This window comes from Pseudomonas sp. FP603 (assembly GCF_030687415.1).
Taxonomy (GTDB): domain Bacteria; phylum Pseudomonadota; class Gammaproteobacteria; order Pseudomonadales; family Pseudomonadaceae; genus Aquipseudomonas; species Aquipseudomonas wuhanensis.
Map to the genome: position 1 here is coordinate 3,469,245 of NZ_CP117431.1, position 20,395 is coordinate 3,489,639.

The 20,395-nt window shown below is 59.0% G+C and carries 17 protein-coding genes; 11 read left to right on the plus strand and 6 right to left on the minus strand.

Going from position 1 to position 20,395, the window contains the following annotated elements; genetic code table 11:
• Positions 1 to 27: 27 nt before the first annotated feature.
• The 7 genes from PSH65_RS16040 to PSH65_RS16070 all read left to right on the plus strand — a co-directional run bounded on the left by PSH65_RS16040 (position 28) and on the right by PSH65_RS16070 (position 5,037).
• The gene (locus PSH65_RS16040) at positions 28 to 435 is read left to right on the plus strand and encodes a hypothetical protein (protein WP_305421153.1); all 408 of its coding nucleotides are present in this window, start codon (positions 28 to 30) and stop codon (positions 433 to 435) included.
• A gap of 88 nt (positions 436 to 523) precedes the next feature.
• Positions 524 to 1,210, plus strand: coding sequence for an isoprenylcysteine carboxylmethyltransferase family protein (locus tag PSH65_RS16045; RefSeq protein ID WP_305421155.1), 687 nt, complete (start codon positions 524 to 526; stop codon positions 1,208 to 1,210).
• Positions 1,207 to 1,476 carry a DUF5676 family membrane protein gene (locus PSH65_RS16050; protein WP_205890508.1) on the plus strand — a complete coding sequence of 90 codons (270 nt, stop codon included), beginning with the start codon at positions 1,207 to 1,209 and terminating at the stop codon, positions 1,474 to 1,476. The genes PSH65_RS16045 and PSH65_RS16050 overlap by 4 nt, the downstream gene beginning before the upstream one ends.
• Positions 1,477 to 1,516: 40 nt before the next feature.
• Positions 1,517 to 3,685 carry a heavy metal translocating P-type ATPase gene (locus tag PSH65_RS16055; protein ID WP_305421160.1) on the plus strand — a complete coding sequence of 723 codons (2,169 nt, stop codon included), beginning with the start codon at positions 1,517 to 1,519 and terminating at the stop codon, positions 3,683 to 3,685.
• Complete coding sequence (locus tag PSH65_RS16060; RefSeq protein WP_305421162.1) at positions 3,682 to 3,900, plus strand: hypothetical protein; 219 nt, start codon at positions 3,682 to 3,684, stop codon at positions 3,898 to 3,900. The genes PSH65_RS16055 and PSH65_RS16060 overlap by 4 nt, the downstream gene beginning before the upstream one ends.
• A 30-nt stretch (positions 3,901 to 3,930) precedes the next feature.
• Entirely contained in the window at positions 3,931 to 4,236 is a 306-nt protein-coding gene (locus PSH65_RS16065) for a DUF2933 domain-containing protein (protein WP_305421163.1), read from the plus strand.
• A 150-nt stretch (positions 4,237 to 4,386) separates the two neighbouring features.
• Positions 4,387 to 5,037, plus strand: a complete 651-nt coding sequence (locus tag PSH65_RS16070; RefSeq protein ID WP_305421164.1) for a dienelactone hydrolase family protein — start codon at positions 4,387 to 4,389, stop codon at positions 5,035 to 5,037.
• Between the two features lie 32 nt (positions 5,038 to 5,069).
• Here the strand turns inward: PSH65_RS16070 and PSH65_RS16075 are convergent, their stop codons facing one another.
• Positions 5,070 to 6,437 carry an erythromycin esterase family protein gene (locus PSH65_RS16075; protein ID WP_305421165.1) on the minus strand — a complete coding sequence of 456 codons (1,368 nt, stop codon included), beginning with the start codon at positions 6,435 to 6,437 and terminating at the stop codon, positions 5,070 to 5,072.
• 290 nt (positions 6,438 to 6,727) lie between these two features.
• On the opposite strand from PSH65_RS16075, the gene polX reads away from it, so the two are divergent.
• Positions 6,728 to 8,536: a DNA polymerase/3'-5' exonuclease PolX gene (gene polX / locus PSH65_RS16080; protein ID WP_305421166.1), complete on the plus strand. Its 1,809-nt coding sequence runs from the start codon at positions 6,728 to 6,730 to the stop codon at positions 8,534 to 8,536.
• A gap of 68 nt (positions 8,537 to 8,604) precedes the next feature.
• Here polX and PSH65_RS16085 read toward each other — a convergent pair whose 3' ends face one another.
• Both PSH65_RS16085 and arcD read right to left on the minus strand, forming a co-directional pair.
• Positions 8,605 to 9,147, minus strand: a complete 543-nt coding sequence (locus PSH65_RS16085; RefSeq protein ID WP_305421167.1) for an Hsp20/alpha crystallin family protein — start codon at positions 9,145 to 9,147, stop codon at positions 8,605 to 8,607.
• Positions 9,148 to 9,224: 77 nt separating this feature from the next.
• Positions 9,225 to 10,718, minus strand: a complete 1,494-nt coding sequence (gene arcD, locus PSH65_RS16090; protein ID WP_305421168.1) for an arginine-ornithine antiporter — start codon at positions 10,716 to 10,718, stop codon at positions 9,225 to 9,227.
• 292 nt (positions 10,719 to 11,010) lie between these two features.
• Between arcD and PSH65_RS16095 the strand changes: the two genes are divergently transcribed.
• Positions 11,011 to 13,293, plus strand: coding sequence for a heavy metal translocating P-type ATPase (locus PSH65_RS16095; protein ID WP_305421170.1), 2,283 nt, complete (start codon positions 11,011 to 11,013; stop codon positions 13,291 to 13,293).
• 14 nt (positions 13,294 to 13,307) lie between these two features.
• On the opposite strand, the gene fnr is transcribed toward PSH65_RS16095, so the two are convergent.
• Both fnr and PSH65_RS16105 read right to left on the minus strand, forming a co-directional pair.
• Positions 13,308 to 14,054 (minus strand): fumarate/nitrate reduction transcriptional regulator Fnr, encoded by a 747-nt coding sequence (fnr, locus tag PSH65_RS16100; protein WP_305421172.1) that lies wholly within the window; start codon positions 14,052 to 14,054, stop codon positions 13,308 to 13,310.
• A 164-nt stretch (positions 14,055 to 14,218) separates the two neighbouring features.
• On the minus strand, positions 14,219 to 14,866 hold the full coding sequence (locus tag PSH65_RS16105) for a BON domain-containing protein (protein ID WP_305421174.1): 648 nt from the start codon (positions 14,864 to 14,866) through the stop codon (positions 14,219 to 14,221).
• Positions 14,867 to 14,983: 117 nt separating this feature from the next.
• On the opposite strand from PSH65_RS16105, the gene PSH65_RS16110 reads away from it, so the two are divergent.
• Complete coding sequence (locus PSH65_RS16110) at positions 14,984 to 17,833, plus strand: cation-translocating P-type ATPase (protein ID WP_305421175.1); 2,850 nt, start codon at positions 14,984 to 14,986, stop codon at positions 17,831 to 17,833.
• A 51-nt stretch (positions 17,834 to 17,884) separates the two neighbouring features.
• Here PSH65_RS16110 and PSH65_RS16115 read toward each other — a convergent pair whose 3' ends face one another.
• A complete protein-coding gene (locus PSH65_RS16115) occupies positions 17,885 to 18,805 on the minus strand; it encodes a universal stress protein (protein ID WP_305421177.1) in 921 nt (306 codons plus the stop codon).
• Between the two features lie 250 nt (positions 18,806 to 19,055).
• Here PSH65_RS16115 and PSH65_RS16120 point away from each other — a divergent pair, with 250 nt between their 5' ends.
• Positions 19,056 to 20,294: a DUF4010 domain-containing protein gene (locus PSH65_RS16120; protein WP_305421178.1), complete on the plus strand. Its 1,239-nt coding sequence runs from the start codon at positions 19,056 to 19,058 to the stop codon at positions 20,292 to 20,294.
• The last annotated feature ends 101 nt before the right edge of the window (positions 20,295 to 20,395 follow it).

The following is a 20,395-nucleotide window of genomic DNA, read 5'->3' on the forward strand; positions in this document are numbered from 1 at the left end:
ATCCACTCACAACCTCAGGAGTACATCATGCATAAGCATTCTAAATTCGTTCTGGCTGCCGTCTTGGCCAGCGTTGCACTCATGGCCTCTGCCGAGGATGCGCATCATCCAGCTGACGCACCAGGCGACGCAACTGAGAGCACTGCTCCAATGTCGACGGCCGTGACTAAAGCCATGACCGAGCAAATGGAGAAAATGCAGGCTGCACATGACAAAGCGGCAGCGGCTAAAACTCCCGCCGAGCGCCACGCCGCCTTGCAAGAAGGCATGAAAGCGATGAAGGACAGCATGGCCATGATGAGCAACGAGCAGAGTGCAATGGGTTGTATGGGTATGCCTGGTGCCAAGGACGGCGCAGGCAAAGGGATGATGGGCATGATGATGCAAATGATGGAGCAGCAGTCGTCCATGATGGAAATGCCAATGAAACAATAAATGTGCGGTAGCGCTGCTGCAAATTACCTGGTTCTGGTGACTGCAGACCGCACCCGTCCGATGTGTGTGTTGTTAAGGAGCACTCACCATGAACCATACTGAATCGGCCTACGGCCTCTGGTCACTGGTTATCATTAATTCATTGGTGTTTATCTTGTTTGCCTTCAGTTTCACCCGGCCCAGGACGAGCCGCGACTGGCGCTCATTCGGTATGTTCTCGGCATTCCTGGTGGCGCTGTTTACCGAGATGTACGGTTTCCCGCTGACGATCTACCTGTTGATGCCTTGGCTCACTCGTTACTTCCCTGGCATCGACTTCCTCTCGCACGACGCTGGGCATTTGCTCGAAACAGTGATGGGGTGGGAGGTCAATCCACACTGGGGTCCATTCCACATTGTCAGCAACCTGCTGATCGCCGGCGGCTTCTGGTTATTAGCGGCCGCCTGGCGTGTGCTCTACAAGGCCCAAAGCACTGGCCAACTGGCACTCGACGGACCCTATGCCCGGATCCGTCACCCGCAGTACGTCGGCTTCGTGCTGATCATGTTTGGCTTTTTGCTGCAATGGCCGACATTGATCACCCTGACAATGTTTCCAATTCTGCTGTTGGTCTACGCCAGGCTGGCGAAGCGCGAAGAGCGGGAGATGCTTGTGCACTTCGGTGATGCCTACCGAACTTACTGTGAACAAACTCCGGCTTTCCTGCCCTGGTCAACCCCTCATAGCCCCAACACGCCTACTGGTGTCCCTCCAAGCTCAGGAAAACAACCATGAACGCTCCCTGGAAAACCGGCATTTCTCTGGCCTTGACCATGGCCATTTCCTACACTATCTGTGCGTTGCTCTATGCGCTATGGCCGGCGCAGGGTATTGCCTTTCTCAACGCCTTGTTTCATGGACTCGACTTCGGTCGTCTTCAAGCTCCGCAAGACTACAGTGTGACGACTTTCGTCGGACCACTGCTGGTCTTGAGTGTATGGGGCGCGGTGGTCGGTACCTTGTTTGCGTGGCTGTCCGCCAAGCTCCATGGCAGGCCTTGATAGCCGCTTCGAGTAGGAGGCCGCGATGAGCGAATCACACATGCAGCACAGCCAGCACCAGCAGGCGCTTGCATCAGGGAAAATGGCGAAGGATCCGATCTGCGGGATGATGGTTGATACGACCATGGCGTTGTCACGAGAACGTGGCGGGCGCACCTATTACTTTTGCAGCGATAGCTGCCTGCGCATCTTCGAGTCGCCAGAAAATGAACTGAAGGCGATGAAAACCCGCGTGACTATTGCCCTGACCGGAGTACTGGCCTTGGCGCTGCTGCGTGCGGGCGCCTTCATCGCGCTGGCCGCGGGTGCCACATTGCTGACGTGGGTGCCGATCCCGGCACTCCCTTGGTTCACGTGGGGTATCTGGCTATTCCTGCTGGTAACACCGGTGCAGTTCATCGGTGGCTGGAGTTTCTATAAGGGGGCGTGGAACGCCATTCGCACCCGTAGCATCAACATGGATTTTCTGATCGCCCTCGGCACGTCGGTCGCCTATTTCTATAGTGTCGCGGTGTTGTTCTTCCCGGACGTCCTGCCCGTCAAGGTCGCCGAGCGCGACGTCTATTTCGAGGTGTCGGCGGTGATCATCGCCTTCGTACTGCTTGGCAGGTACATGGAGGAGATCATCAAGAGAAAATCCTCTGCGGCGGTACGGCGCTTACTCGATCTCAAGCCTGCGATCGCGCATGTGATTCGTGACGGGCAAGAGGTCGACTTGCCCGCTGAAAACGTCATGGCCGGCGAGTTTCTGGTGGTCAAGCCTGGCGAGAAAATCCCCACCGATGGTGATGTCAGTGAAGGTCAGTCAACGGTGGATGAGTCCATGCTGACCGGCGAGTCGATGCCGGTCGACAAACACCCGGGCAGTCCGGTGATCGGAGGGACGCTCAATGGCAGTGGGGTGCTCACTTTCAAGGCGAGCAGGATCGGTGCCGATACCGCACTGGCGCAGATCATCAGGATGGTTGAGGAGGCACAGACCAGCACGGCACAGATCCAGCGGTTGGCCGATCAAGTCACGGGCTACTTTGTGCCTGCGGTGGTGACGGTCGCGATACTGGCCCTGATCGGCTGGTCTGTTGCGGGGAGTTTTCCGCAAGGGCTGTTGGCCTTTATCGCGGTGCTGATCATTTCCTGCCCGTGCGCCCTGGGCGTGGCGACGCCCGCCGCGTTAATGGTTGGTGTTGGCAAGGGGGCCGATAACGGCATCCTGATTCGCGGCGGCGAAGTGCTGGAGCGAGCAGAAAAACTCAGTACGGTGGTGTTCGACAAAACCGGCACGATTACCCGGGGAGAACCCAACGTCACCGATGTGATTTCGCTAGGCACAGCGTCGGAACACGAGGTTTTGATGCTCGCCGCCGCCGTGGAGTCCGGTTCAGAACACCCGCTTGGTGCAGCGATAGTGCGCGCCGCTCGGCATCGCGATATCAGCCTGCCGAAAGCGAGCGACATCAATGGGATCGCCGGTCACGGCATCGAAGGCAGAATCGACAATCGCACCCTCTGGCTGGGCAACCGGCGTTTATTCGCCCGCCAAGGCATTTCGACCGAGGCTGCCGAGGAGCACCTCATCCGTCTGGAAGCCGATGGCAAGACCGCCATGCTGGTCGGAGTCGACGACCGTTTGGTCGGTGTGATTGCTGTGGCCGATACCATTAAACCTGAGGCGGCTGAAGCCGTTGCGGCGTTGCAGGCAAGCGGCATCAAGATTGTGCTGCTGAGCGGTGACAACCACCGTACTGCCGAAGCGGTTGCACGCCAGGTGGGTATCGAGCGCGTGATTGCCGAGGTCTTGCCGAACGACAAGGTCGCAGTGATCCGTCAATTGCAAAACGAAGGGCAGGTCGTGGCAATGGTGGGTGATGGTGTCAACGATGCGCCTGCCCTGGCCACCGCGGACATCGGCATCGCCATCGGCTCGGGTTCCGATGTCGCCAAGGAAACCGGCGGCATCATCCTGCTCAAGAACGATGTACGCGACGTAGTCACCGCGATCAAGCTGTCACGCGCAACCATGGTCAAGATTAAACAGAACCTGTTCTGGGCATTCATCTACAACAGTATCGGCATTCCAATTGCGGCGTTCGGTCTGCTGAATCCCATCATTGCCGCCGCCGCTATGGCACTCAGCTCCTTGTCGGTAATCGCCAACTCCGCGCTGCTCAAACGTGCCCGTATTGGCTTAAGTCAGGAGGCCAAATCATGAAGCGCGAAGTTCTGATTATCTGCCTCCTGGTGAGTGTTGTGGGTATCGCAACGGTGGTTTACCTGTTGGGGCTGACTGGCAAATCGTTGGCCATCGCCGCGATTTTTCTAGTGTGCCCGGTCTTGGTCGGGGTGCAACTTTTTCGCGGAGTCCGCCAATTCGATAAGGACATGGCCGAGGCTCGTCGCCAACTGGAAAGGAAGAAACTGCCTTGACACTTAATCCGACCTCCAAGGAGTGCCGTCATGAATCAACATAATTTGCCCCAGCACCGCGCAAGGGGCACCAACTGGTACTTTTTAGGCTTCCTTGCCATCGTTGGTTATTTCCTGTTCACCGAGCACAGGGCCCACGTCATTCCGTATTTGCCATTCCTGCTATTACTGGCCTGTCCATTGATGCATTTTTTCATGCATCGTGGGCATGGGCATGGCGGACATGAACACGGTGAACGTGGTGAACATAGCAGCTGCTGTGACCATCAGCACACCCGTCAGGAGCATGAGGGTTTACCCGATAACAAGGCGAAATATCCCGATCGCCCTGTATAAGCGATTCGTCGTATTTGAGTCATGCCATTTCTGTATCAGGTGCCCTGCAGCGTTCTGGCGGTCTAGGTTCGGGTCATCATTGAGCCCGATCTTTTGCAACGGGCTGGCGCAGAGCATCCGGTACGCGTGTTTCCGGTCAGGAGAACTCCAATGTTTGAGCTTCGCTATCGAAAGCTGGACCTGGGAAGCGTGGAACTGTCCGCTGACCTGCGTCTGCCAATGAACGCTGGCGGCCTGGTGGTGTTCGTTCATGGCAGCGGGAGCGGTCGTTCAAGCCCGCGTAATCAACAAGTTGCACGGTCTCTGGCTGAGCGGGGGCTGGGGACATTGCTGTTCGATCTGCTCACGGAGCCGGAGCAGTACCTGGACAACCAGACCCGGGAATTGCGTTTCAATATTGCGCTGCTGTCCAACCGACTGGTGAAGGTGATCGACTGGATTGCTCGGGACGCCGAACTGCAACCGCTACCGATCGGATTGTTCGGCGCAAGCACCGGTGCTGCGGCGGCGTTATTGGCCGCGGCCGAGCGGTCGGACGTGGTGCATGCGGTGGTGAGCCGAGGAGGGCGGACCGATCTTGCGGGTGCGGCGCTGCCTCGCGTGAAGGCGCCGACCTTGCAGATTGTCGGTGAGCTGGATCCGGTGGTGCTCAAACTCAATGTGCAAAGCAGTCGCGCCCTGCAGTGCGAGCAGCGTCTGGAAGTGGTGGCGGGCGCGACGCATCTTTTTGAAGAAGCAGGAACCCTCGAAGAAGTCGCCAGACTGGCGGGCGACTGGTTCGAGCAGTATTTGCGACGGTAGTCATCCCACTCAGACAACCACCGTCTGGCCTGTCATATGCCAAATGGAAAGGTTTCGTCTTCCGGTTCCAGCGCCTGGCTTTTCGGCAGGGGCAACGCGGTTACCGGTTGCGTCTGTTCAATCCAGACCATGGCGTCGAATTGTTCGCTCAGCACTGATTCGAAGTAATGGCTGCTACGCTCGCTGGCGGGTCGATAGATCACACCGATGGCCCGCTCCAGCAGCGGTTTGGACAGGGCCCGGCGCAGCTCTTTTCGCTGTGGATCCCGCCAGTCGGTCAATGAAGCCGGGACGCCGGCGTCGAGGAACTGGCGCTCCCAACTGTCTGGCCGGGACGGCCGGATGTCCTTGATAAGCATCTCGCCATCCCAGTCATCGGCTGCGGCCACCTGGCCACGGTCGGTGCTCATGCCGATCAGCACCACATCGCGCCCATAGGCACTGCGGCACAGCTGACCGATATTGAACTGACCTTTCCAGCCCATCTCTGTCGCGGCCGCATTGCCGATATGCGAGTTGTGCGCCCATACCACGGCCTTGGCTTGCGGGCCTCGGTGTTCGAGCAGCGCACGTAATGTGTCGAACATGTGCCTGTCACGCAGGTTCCAGGAGGCGGTCGAACCTCGATAAATCGCTCGGTAATATTGTTCCGCCGCCTGGATGACCCGGGCGTTCTGGGTTGCATCGAAAAACGCCTCATCGTCCTTGATAGCCCCGGTCAGTTGCTCGGCCAACATGGCATTGAGCTGTTCGACCACCGCATGTTCGCAGGGCATGATGCCGTCGCGTTCGACAAAGTGGCCGTACAGTGCAGGATCATCCTGCCACGGGGTTAAGCAGCCATAGCGACGCCGTGCTTCATGTGCCAGCTGCGGATCGACACGGTCCAGATAGCTCAGAACCTCGTGGATGGAGTTGCGCAAGCTGTAAACGTCCAGACCGCGAAACTCGACGCGCTGTTCAGGCGCGTGTTGGTGGTTGTACTGATGCAGCCAATGGGTGAACGCTTTCACATCGGTGTTGCGCCACATCCAGGTCGGGAACCGGCTGAAAATGTGTCGTGCCCAGGCCGAGCGCGCCAGCCCCCGGGCATAACGGTCCACATGACCGGCGTCTGGCCAGTCTGCTTCAACGGCCACGATATTGAACCCGTGCTGCTCGATCAGCCGTTGGGTAATCGCGGCCCGGGTCCGATAGAAATCACTGGTGCCATGGCTGGCTTCACCGATCATCACCACGCGTGCATCCGCGTAGCGGTCGAACATCTCACCAAAGGCTGGTGAATTCAGTTCCGGCAGGGGGTCGGCGTATTGACGCAAGAGCGGAACGATCGAGGCCTCGTCTATGTGGGTATGCGTGCCGTACAGGTGGTCCAGCATGTTTTGGGAAGGTGTGTTCATGAACGTCATCCCCATAAGGGTGGATTGCCCGACGTGCGATGCGGCGCGGCATCACGTCGACTGTCAGGGCAGGGCTCGCACGGGGTTGTTTCGATCCATTCGACGTCGCGGGCCTGTATCGCCTCTTCAATCATTCCTACGCCTGAATGCAGTCGACCATTTGAGTTTTATCAATAGTCGGTGCACGAAGTGGCCGATGAGTGTCCGGTTGCTGTCTGACTTATATCAATGCCGGGAAGGCTGGATCGGTAATGCTGATTTCATAAAGCCTGTGCGATGGGAATCACGCCATGAAGCACACCGTCGTGCCTTTGCAGGCACCTTCGGCAGTCTTGCCGCCCCTGCCCAGTGGCAGTCAGGTGATCGACAATGATCATATCGCTGCGGTTTTTGATGAAGTCGCTGACCTGCTGGACATCGAAGACGCCAATCCCTTCCGGATCCGGGCTTACCGCAATGCAGCACGGACCTTGAGGGCGTTGACCTTTGACGTGGCGAAAACCCTTTCTCGTGGCGAGGCATTACCCAAACTGACCGGGATCGGGGTTGATCTTGCCGGAAAGATCAATGAAATCGTGACCACCGGTGATTGCTCGCTACGCCAACGGTTGCGTTCGACATTGCCACCCGGGCTGGTCGGGCTGCTTTCCATTGCCGGGTTGGGACCCAGGCGCGTCAAAAACCTTTATCATGACCTGGGTATCGAAACTGCGCAGCAACTCTGTCTGGCCGCTCAACAGGGCCGCATTCGCCATTTGCCCGGCTTCGGTGAGCGGATGGAGGCGCGGCTGTTGAGCGCCGCGCAGAAGGGGATCGGAAAGGATCGCCGTTTGCCATTGGCTTTGGTTGAGCCGATGGCGCGCAGACTGACCGAATACCTGCAGCAGATTCCAGGTGTCGAGCAAGCAACCACTGCCGGAAGCCTGCGGCGTATGCGCGACACCGTCGGCGACATCGATATTCTGGTGGTGGCAGCGCCTTCGGTGGATGTCACCACGCAGTTCATCAGCCATCCGGACATTTCCACCGTGCTGGTCAAGGGGCATGCGCGTGCAAGCGTCATGCTGAACTCAGGCATGCAAGTGGATGTGCGTATCGTCGAGCCGGCGGTGTATGGCGCTGCACTGGTGTATTTCACCGGCAGCAAGGCACATAACATCGCGATTCGTCAGAGGGCTCAGAAGCTGGGGCTCAAGCTCAATGAATATGGCGTGTTCCGAGCCAAAAATCGCCTGGCCAGCACCACCGAGGTATCGGTCTATCAGGCATTGGGCTTGCCGTGGATCACGCCGGAACTGCGCGAAGACCGTGGCGAAGTCGCTGCGGCATTGGCCGGCCATTTGCCTGGGCTGATTGAGCTGACCGACCTCAAAGGCGACCTTCATGCGCATACCCACGCTTCGGATGGAGGCAACAGCCTGGAAGAGATGGCGTTGGCGGCCCAGGGGGCCGGGCTGGAATACCTGGCGATCACCGACCATTCACAGTCCCTCAGGGTGGCCCATGGGCTGGGTGTCGAGCAATTGTTGAAGCAGATCGACCAAATCGATGCGCTTAACAGCCGCTTGCAGGGCATGACGTTGCTCAAGGGTATCGAGGTGGACATTCTCGAAGACGGCAACCTGGATTTACCCGACGATATTCTGGGACGTCTGGATCTGGTGGTGGGCGCCGTCCACAGTCATTTCGGCCTGACGCTGCGTCAACAGACCCAACGCCTTCTGAGGGCCATGGATCATCGCTACTTCACCATCCTGGCCCACCCCCTGTGTCGCCTGATCAATGAACGCGACCCGCTGAACCTGGACCTGCCGGCAATCATCAAGGCTGCCGCTCAGCGCGGTTGCTGCCTGGAACTCAACGCGCAACCGCCACGCATGGATCTGTTCGACCTGCAGTGCCAATACGCCAAGGATGAAGGTGTGCTGATCAGCGTCAATTCAGATGCACACCGCACCGCTGATTTCGCCAACTTGCGTTATGGCGTCGCTCAGGCACGCCGTGGCTGGCTGGAAAAACACAACGTGATCAATACCCGCTCGCTGACCGAGCTCAAGGCTTGGTTGGTCATTAAGAGCCCCACAACGTTCAGGGGATGAAGGGCGAGGTTGTCCGGCACCCATAAAAAACCCCTTGTCGGTTTCCCGACAAGGGGCAGGCCCGGGACTTAGCTGCCTTTGATCGGCACGACCTTGTCAGCCTTCAGTGCTTCAGGTTTTTTTGGCAACGAGATGCTCAGTACGCCTTTGCTGTAACTGGCTTCGATCTTATCGGCATCCACCTCTTTGGGCAGGTTGAACATCCGTTCGAAGGAGCCATAGCTACGTTCGCTAAGATAGTAGCCTTTCTTTTTTTCCTCTTTCTCTTCTTGTTTTTCCCCTTTGATTATCAGGCTGCCATTGGACAGCTTGATCTCAATGTTCTTCTGATCCATGCCGGGTAGTTCGGCAGTGATTTCGAAGCTTTTATCTTTCTCGACGATGTCTACTGCAGGCATGCTCTGACCGATCAATTCCCGACCCCACAAGGGTTCGACATCGAACAGTCCACGGTTGAACAGCGACAATCCTGAGCCAAGACTGAAGTCTTCGAACAGATGGTCGACCTGTTGCCGAAGCTTTTCGAAGGGGCGCATCAGATCATTTGTCTTTGGGCGCAGAGCGGTTTTCGCTTCGGTATGAACGGGTACTTTCTTCACGGAGTTGCTCATTTTCTTTTCTCCTCTTGGCGAATAAGGTGAGCCGAAACATTGGTTTTGCGGCCCACCACGACAAAACAAGAACATCCTCACAAGGCCAATGTTCCGGACCACAACATCCAGCCGGCGATGGCTGCCGCCACCCAGATAATGATCAACAGTCCCGTCTCGGGGCCGTTGAGCGCTTGCCCCTGGCGAGCCTTCAGGGTGCCCAGGTAAATCAACGAGCCGGGGGCGTAGAGCAACGCGCTGAGCAACATGTATTTAGGCCCGGCGGCATACAGCAACCACAGGCAATACAGCGTGGCGACCGAGGCAATGACCATGTCGCGCAGTTGCAGGCCTCGGTGGCCGGCGTAGGTCTGGCCCTGCCAGGTCAGTTTCAATGCGTACAAACCGCTGAACAGGTACGGCAGCAGAATCATCGAAGTGGCCAGGGAAATCAGGGTCAGGTAAGTGGCGCTCGAGTACAGCGTCAGCAGCAGGAACAGCTGTATGCAGCCGTTGGTGATCCACAGCGCATTGGCGGGCACGCCACGGGTGCTCTCCACCGCGAGCGTACCCGGCATGACCTTTTCCTTGGCGGGGGTGAATATCGATTCGGCTGCCAACAGCGTCCAGGCGAGCAGGGCGCCACCGACTGAAATGATCAAGCCGATGCTGATCAACATCGCACCCCACGGCCCGACAACTGCCTCAAGTACCCCCGCCATCGAAGGGTTTTTCAGGGTCGCCAGCTCCGGTTGTCCGAGAATGCCCAGCGATAACAGGGACACCGCAATCAGCAGCAACAGGGTAATGACGAAACCGATAACGGTGGCGCGGCCGACGTTGACGCGTTCGGCCGCACGGGCGGAAAACACGTTGGCACCCTCGATCCCGATGAACACCCAGACGGTCACCAGCATGGTGCTTTTGACCTGATCCAGCGTGCTGCCCAGTGCAGGAGAACCCCAGAAGTCGGCCATGAAGGTTTTACGCTGGAAGGCCGCGATCACCAGCCCGATAAACAGCAGCAAGGGCACGACTTTGGCCAGTGTGGTCAGGGCGTTGGCTTTGGCCGCGGTGCGCATGCCCCGCAGGATCATCCAGTGCAATGACCAGAGCACCACGGACGCCCCGACAATCGCCGCTTTGTTGTTGCCTTCGCCAAACAGCGGGAAGAAAAAACTCAGCGCGGAAAACAGAATCACCATGTAACTGACGTTGCCGACCCAGGCGCTGATCCAATAACCCCAAGCGGAGTTGAAGCCGAGGAACTCACCGCCCAACGCCCGGGCATAGGCAAACACGCCGTTGTCCAGGGTCGGTTGACGGCTGGACAAGGTTTGATAAACCAGTGCCAGCGACAGCATGCCGACGCCGGTGATCAGCCAGCCAATCAGGATGGCGCCGGCACCCGCACTGGCGGCCATGTTTTGCGGCAGGCTGAAAATGCCGCTGCCGATCATCGAGCCGATCACCAGAGCCGTCAGCAGGCTCAGGGACAGGCGTTTAGGCTCCAGTTGTCGCCAGCTACCGGCCAAGGGTTGGGGGGCAGTCGGCGGGAGAATCGGTTGCGTGCCGTGCAGATGAGTCGCCATGTCAGGCCTCCACGAAACGAAAGAATGAGCGCTGACCGCAGATACGGCGGTATGAACGCTGACTCTAAATGTCTACGTGAACGGCCCCTGGCTGTTTGATTTAAATCAGAAAGAAAGCAGACAGCGATTTTGTCCCGCTGCCGCTATTGCGCTAACGCCAGGCGAAGCTTCAATTGATAACGCGCAGCGGACATGCCAGGCATTCGAGACCTAAGCTCTACCCATAACGGCGATGAGTCGCAGGCATTTGTACAACGAGGGCTGCGCAGCGTTTGTTGAGGAACCCACAGCGATGTTCAGTAAGTGGCTGGACCCGGTTTTATTGCTGCTCACCACCCTGACCCTCCTGGCCGGGGGCATTGCGCAGGTGGCTCAAAAGTCTGACTGGGCATCGATTTGCTGGGCCGCTGGCAGTCTGGTGATGGCCCTGGTGCTGCTCGTCGAGATTGTCAGGCGCCTGGCCCGGCGCGAGGCGGGTGTGGACCTGATCGCTCTGCTGTCGATTGCCGCCGCATTATTTTTTCAGCAGACGCTGGTGGCGGCGGTGATTGCCTTGATGCTGGCGTCGGGGCGTATCCTGGAGTTCTTCACCCAACAACGCGCCGAACGCGAACTACGTGCACTGGTCGACCGTGCGCCACGCGTTGCCTGGCTACAGGAGAACGGCAATTTACGGCAGATTCCGGTCGAGCAGATCCAGCCACATCAGACACTGCTTGTGCGCCTGGGGGAGGTGGTGCCGGTCGACGGTCGTTTACTCAGCCCCACGGCGATTCTCGACGAGTCGGCGCTCACCGGCGAGTCATTGCCGGTCACCCGCCGGGAAGGAGAGCTAGTGCCCAGCGGGGTGACCAATGTCGGCGCGCCAGTGCTGCTGACTGCCACTCGAACCGCAGCGCAGAGCACCTACGCCGGGGTAGTGCGCCTGGCTGAAGCCGCACGGCAATCGCGCGCGCCTTTCGTGCGTTTGGCCGACCGTTACGCGTTGTTCTTCATACCGCTGACATTGCTGATTGCCGGCATCGCCTGGTACATGAGTGGCGACTCTTTGCGCGCGCTGGCGGTTCTGGTGGTGGCCACGCCTTGCCCGTTGATCCTGGCCGTGCCGATTTCGATCATGTCAGGTATTTCCAGGGCGGCGCGGCGCGGGATTTTGATCAAGGACGGCGTCACCCTGGAAGCGCTGGCCGAGGTCAAGCAAGTGTTTCTCGACAAGACCGGCACGTTGACCAGCGGTCACGCCCGTCTGCAGTCAATCGAGACCAACGGAGCGCTCGATCCGCGGCGTCTGCTGGGCCTGGCCGCTTCGCTGGCACAGGCCTCGACGCACCCCATCTCCCAGGCCATTGTCGAGGCCGCCTGTCAGCGTGGATTGCCGCTCAGCGTGCCGCAGGCGGTCGAGGAAAGCCCGGGCGCTGGTCTTTGCGGATTGATCGATGGCCTGCGGGTGCGTTTCGGCACGTTGTCCTTTGTTCAAAATGAGTCACCGGTTGGCGACTGGGCCGCCACCATGCTGCGCCGCATGGATTACCTGGCGTGCAGCGGCAGCTTCGTTGAAGTGGAGGGGGCGCTCGCGGGCCTGCTGATTTTCTCGGACAAACTGCGTCGGGAAACCCCGCTGACCCTGCGCCGACTGCGCAACAGAGGCATCGAGCGGATCGTCATGCTCACGGGTGACCGTGTGGAAACCGCCGAGATGATTGCCTTGTCGGCCGGGATCGACGAGTTGCGTGCCGGGTTGAGTCCTGGGGACAAGGTGCGTGCGGTACAGGATGCCTGCCTGCACGCCAGCACGCTGATGGTCGGTGATGGCATCAACGATGCTCCCGCACTGGCGGCAGCGAATGTCGGGGTGGCCATGGGGGCGAGCGGTGCCACGGCGTCCGCGCAAGCAGCGGGTGTGGTGCTGCTGGTGGATCGTCTGGATCGTCTGGTCGAGGCGTTGGACATCGCCCGTCAGACTCGCCACATCGCCCGTCAAGGTGTATTGGCCGGCATGGGCATGTCGGTGCTGGCCATGGGGGTAGCCGCCTTCGGCTACCTGCCGCCGCTGGTTGGTGCCGTGGTGCAGGAGGGCATCGACGTGGTGATCATCTTCAATGCCTTGCGTGCATTGGGGCCTTTGCCAGGTCTGCGCCAACGCAAGCTGGCCGCCGAGCATATCGATCACCTGCAAGACGAACACGACCAGCTCGCTTCGGTACTGAGCGATCTGCACCAACTGGCAAGCGACTTCGCCCAGCGCCCCCTCGAGCAAGCGCAGAGCGACTTGCTGGCGCTGGTAAAAAATCTGCAAGAATCGCTGGTCCGCCATGAACGGGACGACGAAAACACCCTGTACCCACTGTTGACGCAAAGCCTGCCCGGCGAGGACCCCATGTCGGCGATGAGCCACGTCCACCGCGAGATCTTTCGCCTGATCCATTTACTGGCGCGCATGAGCACGGATTTCAGTGCCGACCCGGCGACAGCTTCTGTCGATGAGATACAGCATCAGTTGATCCGCCTGGATACCCTCGTGCGGCTGCACTTCGATCAGGAGGAGGAGCTTTTTCGTTACCTTGATAAGCGCTGAAAAGCCCTGCAGCGTCAGTGGAGGACCGCCGAATGGCAACCTACGACCAGCTGCTTGAGCCCGTGCATGTTCAGCACCTTGACTTCACGGCCGGCTATTTCCACCAATTCCTGTTCCCGCAGATGAGCGATACCCCGGCAGATGGTTTCCAGGCGCAACCCCAGGTAGGAGCCTATTTCGTCGCGCCGCATCTTGAGTATGAATTCGCTGGATGAGTAGCCACGCATGCTCAAGCGCTGCGACAGGTTCAGCAGAAAGGCGGCCAGGCGCTCATCCGAGTTCATGTTGCCCAACATCATCAGCAGATCGTGATCGCGGACGATTTCACGGCTCAGAAACCTGTTCAGGTTGTGTTGCAGTGCCGGCAGCTCCCGGGCGAGTTTTTCCAGCTGAGAAAAATGGATGGGGCAGACTTCACTGTCCTCCAGGGCAAACGCATTACAGGTGTGCTCATCGGCGCTGATGGCGTCCAGGCCGAGCATCTCGCCGGGCAGCTGGAACCCGGTGACCTGCTCGCGGCCATCGAGCGACAGCACACTGGTCTTGAATGAGCCGATACGGATCGCATACAGCAAGCGCAAGGGATCGCCCGCGCGGTAGAGGGGGGCGCCTTTCCTGACCTTGAACCGTTGCAAAATCAGCTTGTCCAGGCGCTCGAGTTCCTGTGTGTTGAGACCAAAAGGCAGGCAAAACTCTAATGCACTGCAATTGGAACAGGCAGCCTTGAGGTGTTGACCCTGAAGCAGGCGGACTTCAGTCATGTCAATGGCGCCCATGGGGGTTATATATAAAGCATAGGTGTTGTGCACTTGGGCACGGATTCCGTTCAGAAGATCGCCGGGAGCAATCGACGAACGGGAAGCCGTTTGGCCCGCCGCAAGTGCTTGGTATCCCGGGGAGTTATAGGTTCCCCGGGCTCATTGATTCAGGCAATGCGTAGATGATCATCGACTTGCCTCACACCCGGTACTGACCAGGCGGCACGTTCGACGATCTGACGTTCACGCCACAAATGAACCTTGCCTTCAAGCTTCACCACATCGCCTTCGACCTTGATGTGAATTGCCTTGGCATCGACTTCGGCGTTGCGTTTGAGGGCTTCTTCGATGCGACGCTGGATATCGTCCACGTTCACCTGCGGACGAAGGACGAGCCGATTGTCCACGCCTACCACTCCCGACAGCTTGCGCACAGCCATCTCGGCGGTTTCTTTCTGGTACTGCCAGTCCACTTCGCCCTCAAGGGTGATCCACCCCTTCTGCACAATGACTTTGATGTCCTGCTCGGGAATGTCGGAGCTCCAGGTGAGGATGTTCAAGGCGCGGGAGGCAATGGCGTCGTCTGCCGTGCCGGCGCTTTTCATCGGCCTGACCTGAATTTCTTCGGCCACGGCGCGTACCCCTTTTATGCTTTTTACCGCGCGTTCCGCGCTGATTTTTTGCGCGTAGCTTTTAACGTGCCCAGTGAGCGTGACGACGCCATTGTCCACGGTTACTCCAATGTTGACGGCATCGATCTCGGGCTGGAACTCAAGCTCGTCCATAATGCTCTGGCGCAGACTCAAGTCGTTCATGGTGATGTCCTCTGTCTGATGCGTTGATGGCAATGGACCGCAAGCCCGGCCCGCTCAGTTTTTTCTACACTTGAACAGCGCAAGGACATTGAGCTAAATCAACAAGGCTTCCAAGAGATGAGCAGAACAGTTGAGTCTGGCAGCCCCCGTATCGCGCCCCCGTACCTTGAAGACGTGGAGACGATTGCCCGTGAGCTGGACACAGACATCGGCGTGGGCTTATCCAGCGCGCAAGCCCAGGCCCGGTTGAACCGTGACGGGCCCAATGAGTTACGGACCCAACCGGTCAAACCCGCCTGGCATTATCTTCTGGCGCAGTTTCGCGATCCGCTGGTGTATCTGCTGTTCGCCGCGGTAGCCATCACTTTGGCCACCTGGTTCCTGATGGATGGCCGCGATTGGCCTGTCGATGCGTTGGTCATCGTGCTGATTGTGCTGGTTAATGCGTTTCTGGGGTTTTTCCAGGAAACCCGTTCACAACGAGCTGTTGCGGCGCTGGCCAAACTGACTCAAACCTCTTCTTCAATCATCCGCGACGGCACCGTGGCGCGTATCCCCAGTCATCACCTGGTGATCGGGGATCTGCTGGTGTTGTCCGAAGGCGACTCGGTAGGCGCCGATGCTCGCCTCATTCAGGCCAATGCCTTGCAGGTAATGGAAGCTTCGTTGACCGGCGAAAGTGAATCAGTTTGCAAAAACACGCTCCGTCTGGACAGCGAAGTGCCCTTGCCAGAGCGCGCCAACATGGTTTTCAAAGGCACGGCTATCGTTCAGGGTTCGGGGCTCGGCATTGTCACGGCGGTCGGCATGGCGACGGAAGTAGGGGCGATAGCGCACCTGATGGATGTCACACCCGAAGAGGTGACACCTTTGCAAAAGGAGGTGCGTGAGATAGGCAAGATGATTGGCCTCGCGGTGCTGGTTATCGCCTCGGTCGTCGTCGCGACCGTGCTGATGCTCACTGATATTCAGGGTGTCGACGATGTATTGCGGGTTCTCCTGCTGGGTGTGTCCCTGGCGGTGGCTGCGGTGCCAGAGGGACTGCCCGCCGTTCTGTCACTGGTGCTCGCGTTCGGCATGCTGCGGATGGCCCGCAACAAAGCCATCATCAAGCGACTGTCTTCAGTGGAGACCTTGGGCTCTGCATCGGTCATCTGCACCGACAAGACCGGCACGTTGACCCGTTCTGAAATGACCATCCAGCAAACCATGACCGCCTCAGGCAAAGGGGTGGTCAGCGGTGTCGGTTACGCCCCGCAGGGGCAGATTCATCATCAGGACGTGCCCCTGAGCGGTGGTCCGGTGTACAGCGAAAACGTGCTGTTATTGCGCGGCGGAAGCTTGGCCGGCAATGCCACGCTTGCACAGCAGGAAGATGGCACCTGGGTGATTCAAGGCGATCCGACGGAAGGCGCCTTTCTGGTGGCGGAGCGCAAGCTGGATGCACCCGCACGCAGCCTGGAGCGCTTCGAGCGCGTGGCTGAAATACCATTTACCTCCGCTCGAAAAATGATGTCGGCCGTGGTCATCGATCATGAACATAACGATGAGCGCTTGCTGATCAGCAAGGGTGCGCCCGATGTGCTGCTTCAACATTGCACACATATTCAAGTCGGCATGGACGTGGTACCTCTCACCGACGATTTGCGTGCAAAAGCCGTGGCTGATGTAAATGAGTTGTCGGGTGAGGCATTACGTACGCTTTCCGTGGCGTACCGTTCTTTGGCGCCTGGCGAGGATGTCACGGCCGGTGAAGCCCTTGAGGCAGCGCTCGTTTTCATCGGTACGGTGGGCATCAGTGATCCACCGCGTGAAGAAGTCGCGCCGGCCATCGCCCAGGCCCATCGTGCTGGTATCCGCATCATTATGATCACTGGCGACCATCCGCGAACGGCCGCCCGCATCGCCGAGGATCTGGGCATCATTCAGGCCGGTGCCGGGGCGTTGACCGGTGCCGATCTGGATAAGCTGGACGATGCGGCACTGGCCGAGGCCGTCAAATCGACATCGGTTTATGCACGCGTGGCGCCCTCGCATAAGCTGCGGATCGTCGATGCGCTTCAGGCCCAGGGGCATGTGGTGGCAATGACCGGGGGGGATGGCGTGAACGATGCTCCGGCACTGAAGTCGGCCGATATCGGCATTGCCATGGGCATCACCGGCACGGAAGTGAGCAAGCAAGCTGGAAAAATGATTCTGGCTGACGATAACTTCGCAACCATCGTGTCGGCTGTTCGTGAAGGGCGCGGGATTCTGGACAATATCCGCAAGTTTCTCCGTTACTTGCTGTCTTCCAACATGGGGGAAGTACTGACGGTCTTTTTTGCTGTCATCGGTGCGGGCGTCATCGGCCTGGTTGATGAACGGGGCGGGATCGTCTTGCCGCTGCTGGCCACCCAGATTCTGTGGATCAATCTGATCACGGATGCGGCGCCTGCCATCGCCATGGGGCTTGATCCGCATGATGAGGGTGTGATGAGGCGTAGCCCGCGCAAGCCCACGGATCGAATCATCGATGCAAACATGTGGCGTGGTGTGCTCCAGGTCGGTCTGGTGATGGCGTTGGCGAGTTTGCTGACGGTCGACTGGATGCTGCCCGATGGTTTGATACCGGGGCATGAATCGCTGGTTCAGGCACGCACTGCCGGTTTTACCGTCCTAGTATTGGCGCAGCTGTTCAATGCGCTGAGTGCTCGCTCAGAGTCGGCCAGTGCATTTATCGGGTTGTTCTCCAATCGGTGGCTCTGGGCGGCAATTGCGCTGGCGCTGACGTTGCAGGTTGCCGTGGTGCACTGGTCGCCACTCAATAAGGCGTTCAGCACGAGCGCATTGACACTGAGCCAGTGGGGGGGCTGTTTTGCCATGGCCAGTGCTGTTTTCTGGTTCAGTGAGCTGCGCAAACTGGTTATGCGTTCGAGGAACCCTGAGCATCATGTTGCTGTTCAGCGCCCGGCAGTACATCCGTAGTGACCGAGCGCTGGCGCAAGTTATGTGGTGGCGGCTGTGCGAAACAGCGCTCTACAGTACTTCAGGTGAAACCACCCAGACACTGCACGGCATCTTGTACAGCAAATGCTCCACCGTGCTGCCCACCAGTCGACCCACGCCTCGGTGGCCGACCCGGCCCATGACAATCACGTCGATGTCGTAGGCATCGGCGTATTGGCTAAGAACCTTGGTCGGGTTGCCCATGATCATGTGCTGTTGCTCTGGCGCAATACCATTGCGCTCGGCCAGTTCGCGGAAGGCATCGGCCTGAGCATCGAATAATGTCTTGGCTTTGCCTGGGGAAAACAGCGCCGAGCTACTGTCGAAATCGAACTCGCCCGCACTGAGGGATGAAAGATCGTGGGCATAGATCACGTCGAGCTGGGCGCTACAGGTGCTCGCCAGTTTTGCGGCCTCGCGCAAAATCCTGTCGTTGAAATCCTTGTACTGAGTGTTGCTATGGAAGGGATCGACCGCGGCGACGATCTTGCGCGGCAGCACCTGCTTCACGTGGCTGACAAAATGCAGCGGCACCGGGCATTCGCGCAGTAAATGGATGTCCAGGGGCGTGAACATTATCCGTGATAGCAGCGACTCGTATTCCAGTGCCTTGATCAGTACCGCCATGGGCTGTTCTTTGAGATGAATGAGGATTTCCTGCAAAGGTCGTTCAACCCAGATCACCTCCGTGGTGACGGGCACCCCGATTTTACGCAAGGGGCGGGCCTGTTCTTCGAGCCATTGCCGATGGCGCTCGACATACCCGAGCCGCATCTGCTCCAGCGCTTGTTCGTTGACCATGCTCGCCGTTGCCAGGCCTTCCAGGTAATCGAAGGCGACGATATGCAGGGCTGCGCCCGCAGCCTTGGCCAGTGCGGCGGCGCGGTCGAACGCGGGGCTGTTTTCCATAAGAGGCGAGACGACCAGCATGAAGCGTGATTGCTCAGACATGACCAAACTCCCGTCAGAACCGTAGAAATTCCAGTGTCCACTGGCCCCCAGTGCTTGCGCAGGAGGCCAGGTTTTATCCTGCCGCCGACCGGGGGAGAGGGATTGATCTTTATCAACTTGGCGAGTGATGCAGCAGGCAGTCCGACGTGTGGTGAGTCGCGCGTCCATCTACAAAATATTGACCATTATCAACCTCCCGTGCGTCATACCGGCGCAGTCTGGGGCTTGTGGCTTACCTGGACGCAATCGCATGAACGACACCTTGGGCCTGGCAGGCGCGGCGGCTGCGCTGGGGATCGGCATGCTCATCGGCCTTGAACGTGAACGGCACAAGGGCCGTGGGGACAGTCGCGCCTGTGCCGGATTGCGCACGTTCGCGATCACCGCGTTGCTGGGTTATGTGGCGATGCAGGTCGGTGGTGGTTTGCTGGTGGGCATCATGGCGATTTCGGTGGCCTTGCTGGCCACCGTGGCTTACTGGCGAAGCCTGGGCACTGACCCTGGGGTCACCAGTGAAGTGGCGTTGTTCACGGTATTGGCCCTGGGGGCTTTGTGTGGCACCGCGCCCGAGTTGGCCATCGCCATTGGCGTGGTGGTGGCGGGGCTGCTGACGTATCGGCAAAAACTGCACCATTTTGCGCGCAGCCAATTGACCGAAGCGGAAATGCGCGACGGTCTGGTGTTGTTGATCGCCGCCCTGGTGGTGTTGCCCTTGGCGCCGGACCGCTTTATCGGCCCGTATGCCGCCATCAATCTGCGCACCATTTGCACCCTGACGGTGTTGCTGATGGCCGTCGGGGCGATAGGGCACATTGCCGTCCGTACCTTGGGTGCCCGTTACGGTTATGTGGTCAGCGCCGTCGCCTCCGGGTTTGCTTCCAGTATCGCGACCATCGCCGCGATGGGGCATCTGGTCGCCAAGGAGCCAGGCAACATCAAAGTCCTGAGCGCGGCAGCGATGCTGTCCAACCTGGCGACCATCATTCAGGTCGGCCTGATCCTGGGAGCGGTCGATCTCGGTCTATTGCGGCACATGTGGGGGCCGTTGTTGTTGGGTGCCGCCGCCACGGCGCTGTATGGCTTGAGCCTGATGTTGCCCAAACCTGCGAGTGGCGCCAATCAGCCGGTCAAGGTCGGCGGTGCGTTCAACCTCAAGCTGGCGTTGGTCATCGCACTGACCATGACCGGCATCACGTTTGTGTCTTCGATGGTACTCAGCCACTTTGGTGAAGTGGGCGTGATGGTCACGACGACGCTCACCGGATTCGCCGATGCACATTCTTCGACGGCGTCCATTGGCGCCCTGGCCAAGGCCGGGCTATTGCCGTTCGACGCCATTGCCGGGCCCACGCTGGTTGCCGTCAGCAGTAACTCCCTGAGCAAATGTCTGGTGGCCTGGGTCAGCGGCGGGCGACGGTTCGCCGCGTATGTCATTCCCGGTCAGGTCTTGCTGACGTTGGCGATGTGGGCGGGCATGTTGCTGCATTAACGTGCATCCGCGCACTGTAGCTGACAAAGATCAAGTCGCCCGATTCTGCTGCGATCACTCTAGGGTTCTACTCACTTCATCGAGATGGCCGCGTGCCGAGG

What these genes read in the sequence shown, in the direction of transcription:
- PSH65_RS16040 (WP_305421153.1), top strand. Translation starts at nt 28, where the DNA reads ATGCATAAGCATTCTAAATTCGTTCTGGCTGCCGTCTTGGCCAGCGTT.
- PSH65_RS16045 (WP_305421155.1), top strand. Translation starts at nt 524, where the DNA reads ATGAACCATACTGAATCGGCCTACGGCCTCTGGTCACTGGTTATCATT.
- PSH65_RS16050 (WP_205890508.1), top strand. Translation starts at nt 1,207, where the DNA reads ATGAACGCTCCCTGGAAAACCGGCATTTCTCTGGCCTTGACCATGGCC.
- PSH65_RS16055 (WP_305421160.1), top strand. Translation starts at nt 1,517, where the DNA reads ATGCAGCACAGCCAGCACCAGCAGGCGCTTGCATCAGGGAAAATGGCG.
- PSH65_RS16060 (WP_305421162.1), top strand. Translation starts at nt 3,682, where the DNA reads ATGAAGCGCGAAGTTCTGATTATCTGCCTCCTGGTGAGTGTTGTGGGT.
- PSH65_RS16065 (WP_305421163.1), top strand. Translation starts at nt 3,931, where the DNA reads ATGAATCAACATAATTTGCCCCAGCACCGCGCAAGGGGCACCAACTGG.
- PSH65_RS16070 (WP_305421164.1), top strand. Translation starts at nt 4,387, where the DNA reads ATGTTTGAGCTTCGCTATCGAAAGCTGGACCTGGGAAGCGTGGAACTG.
- PSH65_RS16075 (WP_305421165.1), bottom strand. Translation starts at nt 6,437, where the DNA reads ATGAACACACCTTCCCAAAACATGCTGGACCACCTGTACGGCACGCAT.
- polX (WP_305421166.1), top strand. Translation starts at nt 6,728, where the DNA reads ATGAAGCACACCGTCGTGCCTTTGCAGGCACCTTCGGCAGTCTTGCCG.
- PSH65_RS16085 (WP_305421167.1), bottom strand. Translation starts at nt 9,147, where the DNA reads ATGAGCAACTCCGTGAAGAAAGTACCCGTTCATACCGAAGCGAAAACC.
- arcD (WP_305421168.1), bottom strand. Translation starts at nt 10,718, where the DNA reads ATGGCGACTCATCTGCACGGCACGCAACCGATTCTCCCGCCGACTGCC.
- PSH65_RS16095 (WP_305421170.1), top strand. Translation starts at nt 11,011, where the DNA reads ATGTTCAGTAAGTGGCTGGACCCGGTTTTATTGCTGCTCACCACCCTG.
- fnr (WP_305421172.1), bottom strand. Translation starts at nt 14,054, where the DNA reads ATGACTGAAGTCCGCCTGCTTCAGGGTCAACACCTCAAGGCTGCCTGT.
- PSH65_RS16105 (WP_305421174.1), bottom strand. Translation starts at nt 14,866, where the DNA reads ATGAACGACTTGAGTCTGCGCCAGAGCATTATGGACGAGCTTGAGTTC.
- PSH65_RS16110 (WP_305421175.1), top strand. Translation starts at nt 14,984, where the DNA reads ATGAGCAGAACAGTTGAGTCTGGCAGCCCCCGTATCGCGCCCCCGTAC.
- PSH65_RS16115 (WP_305421177.1), bottom strand. Translation starts at nt 18,805, where the DNA reads ATGTCTGAGCAATCACGCTTCATGCTGGTCGTCTCGCCTCTTATGGAA.
- PSH65_RS16120 (WP_305421178.1), top strand. Translation starts at nt 19,056, where the DNA reads ATGAACGACACCTTGGGCCTGGCAGGCGCGGCGGCTGCGCTGGGGATC.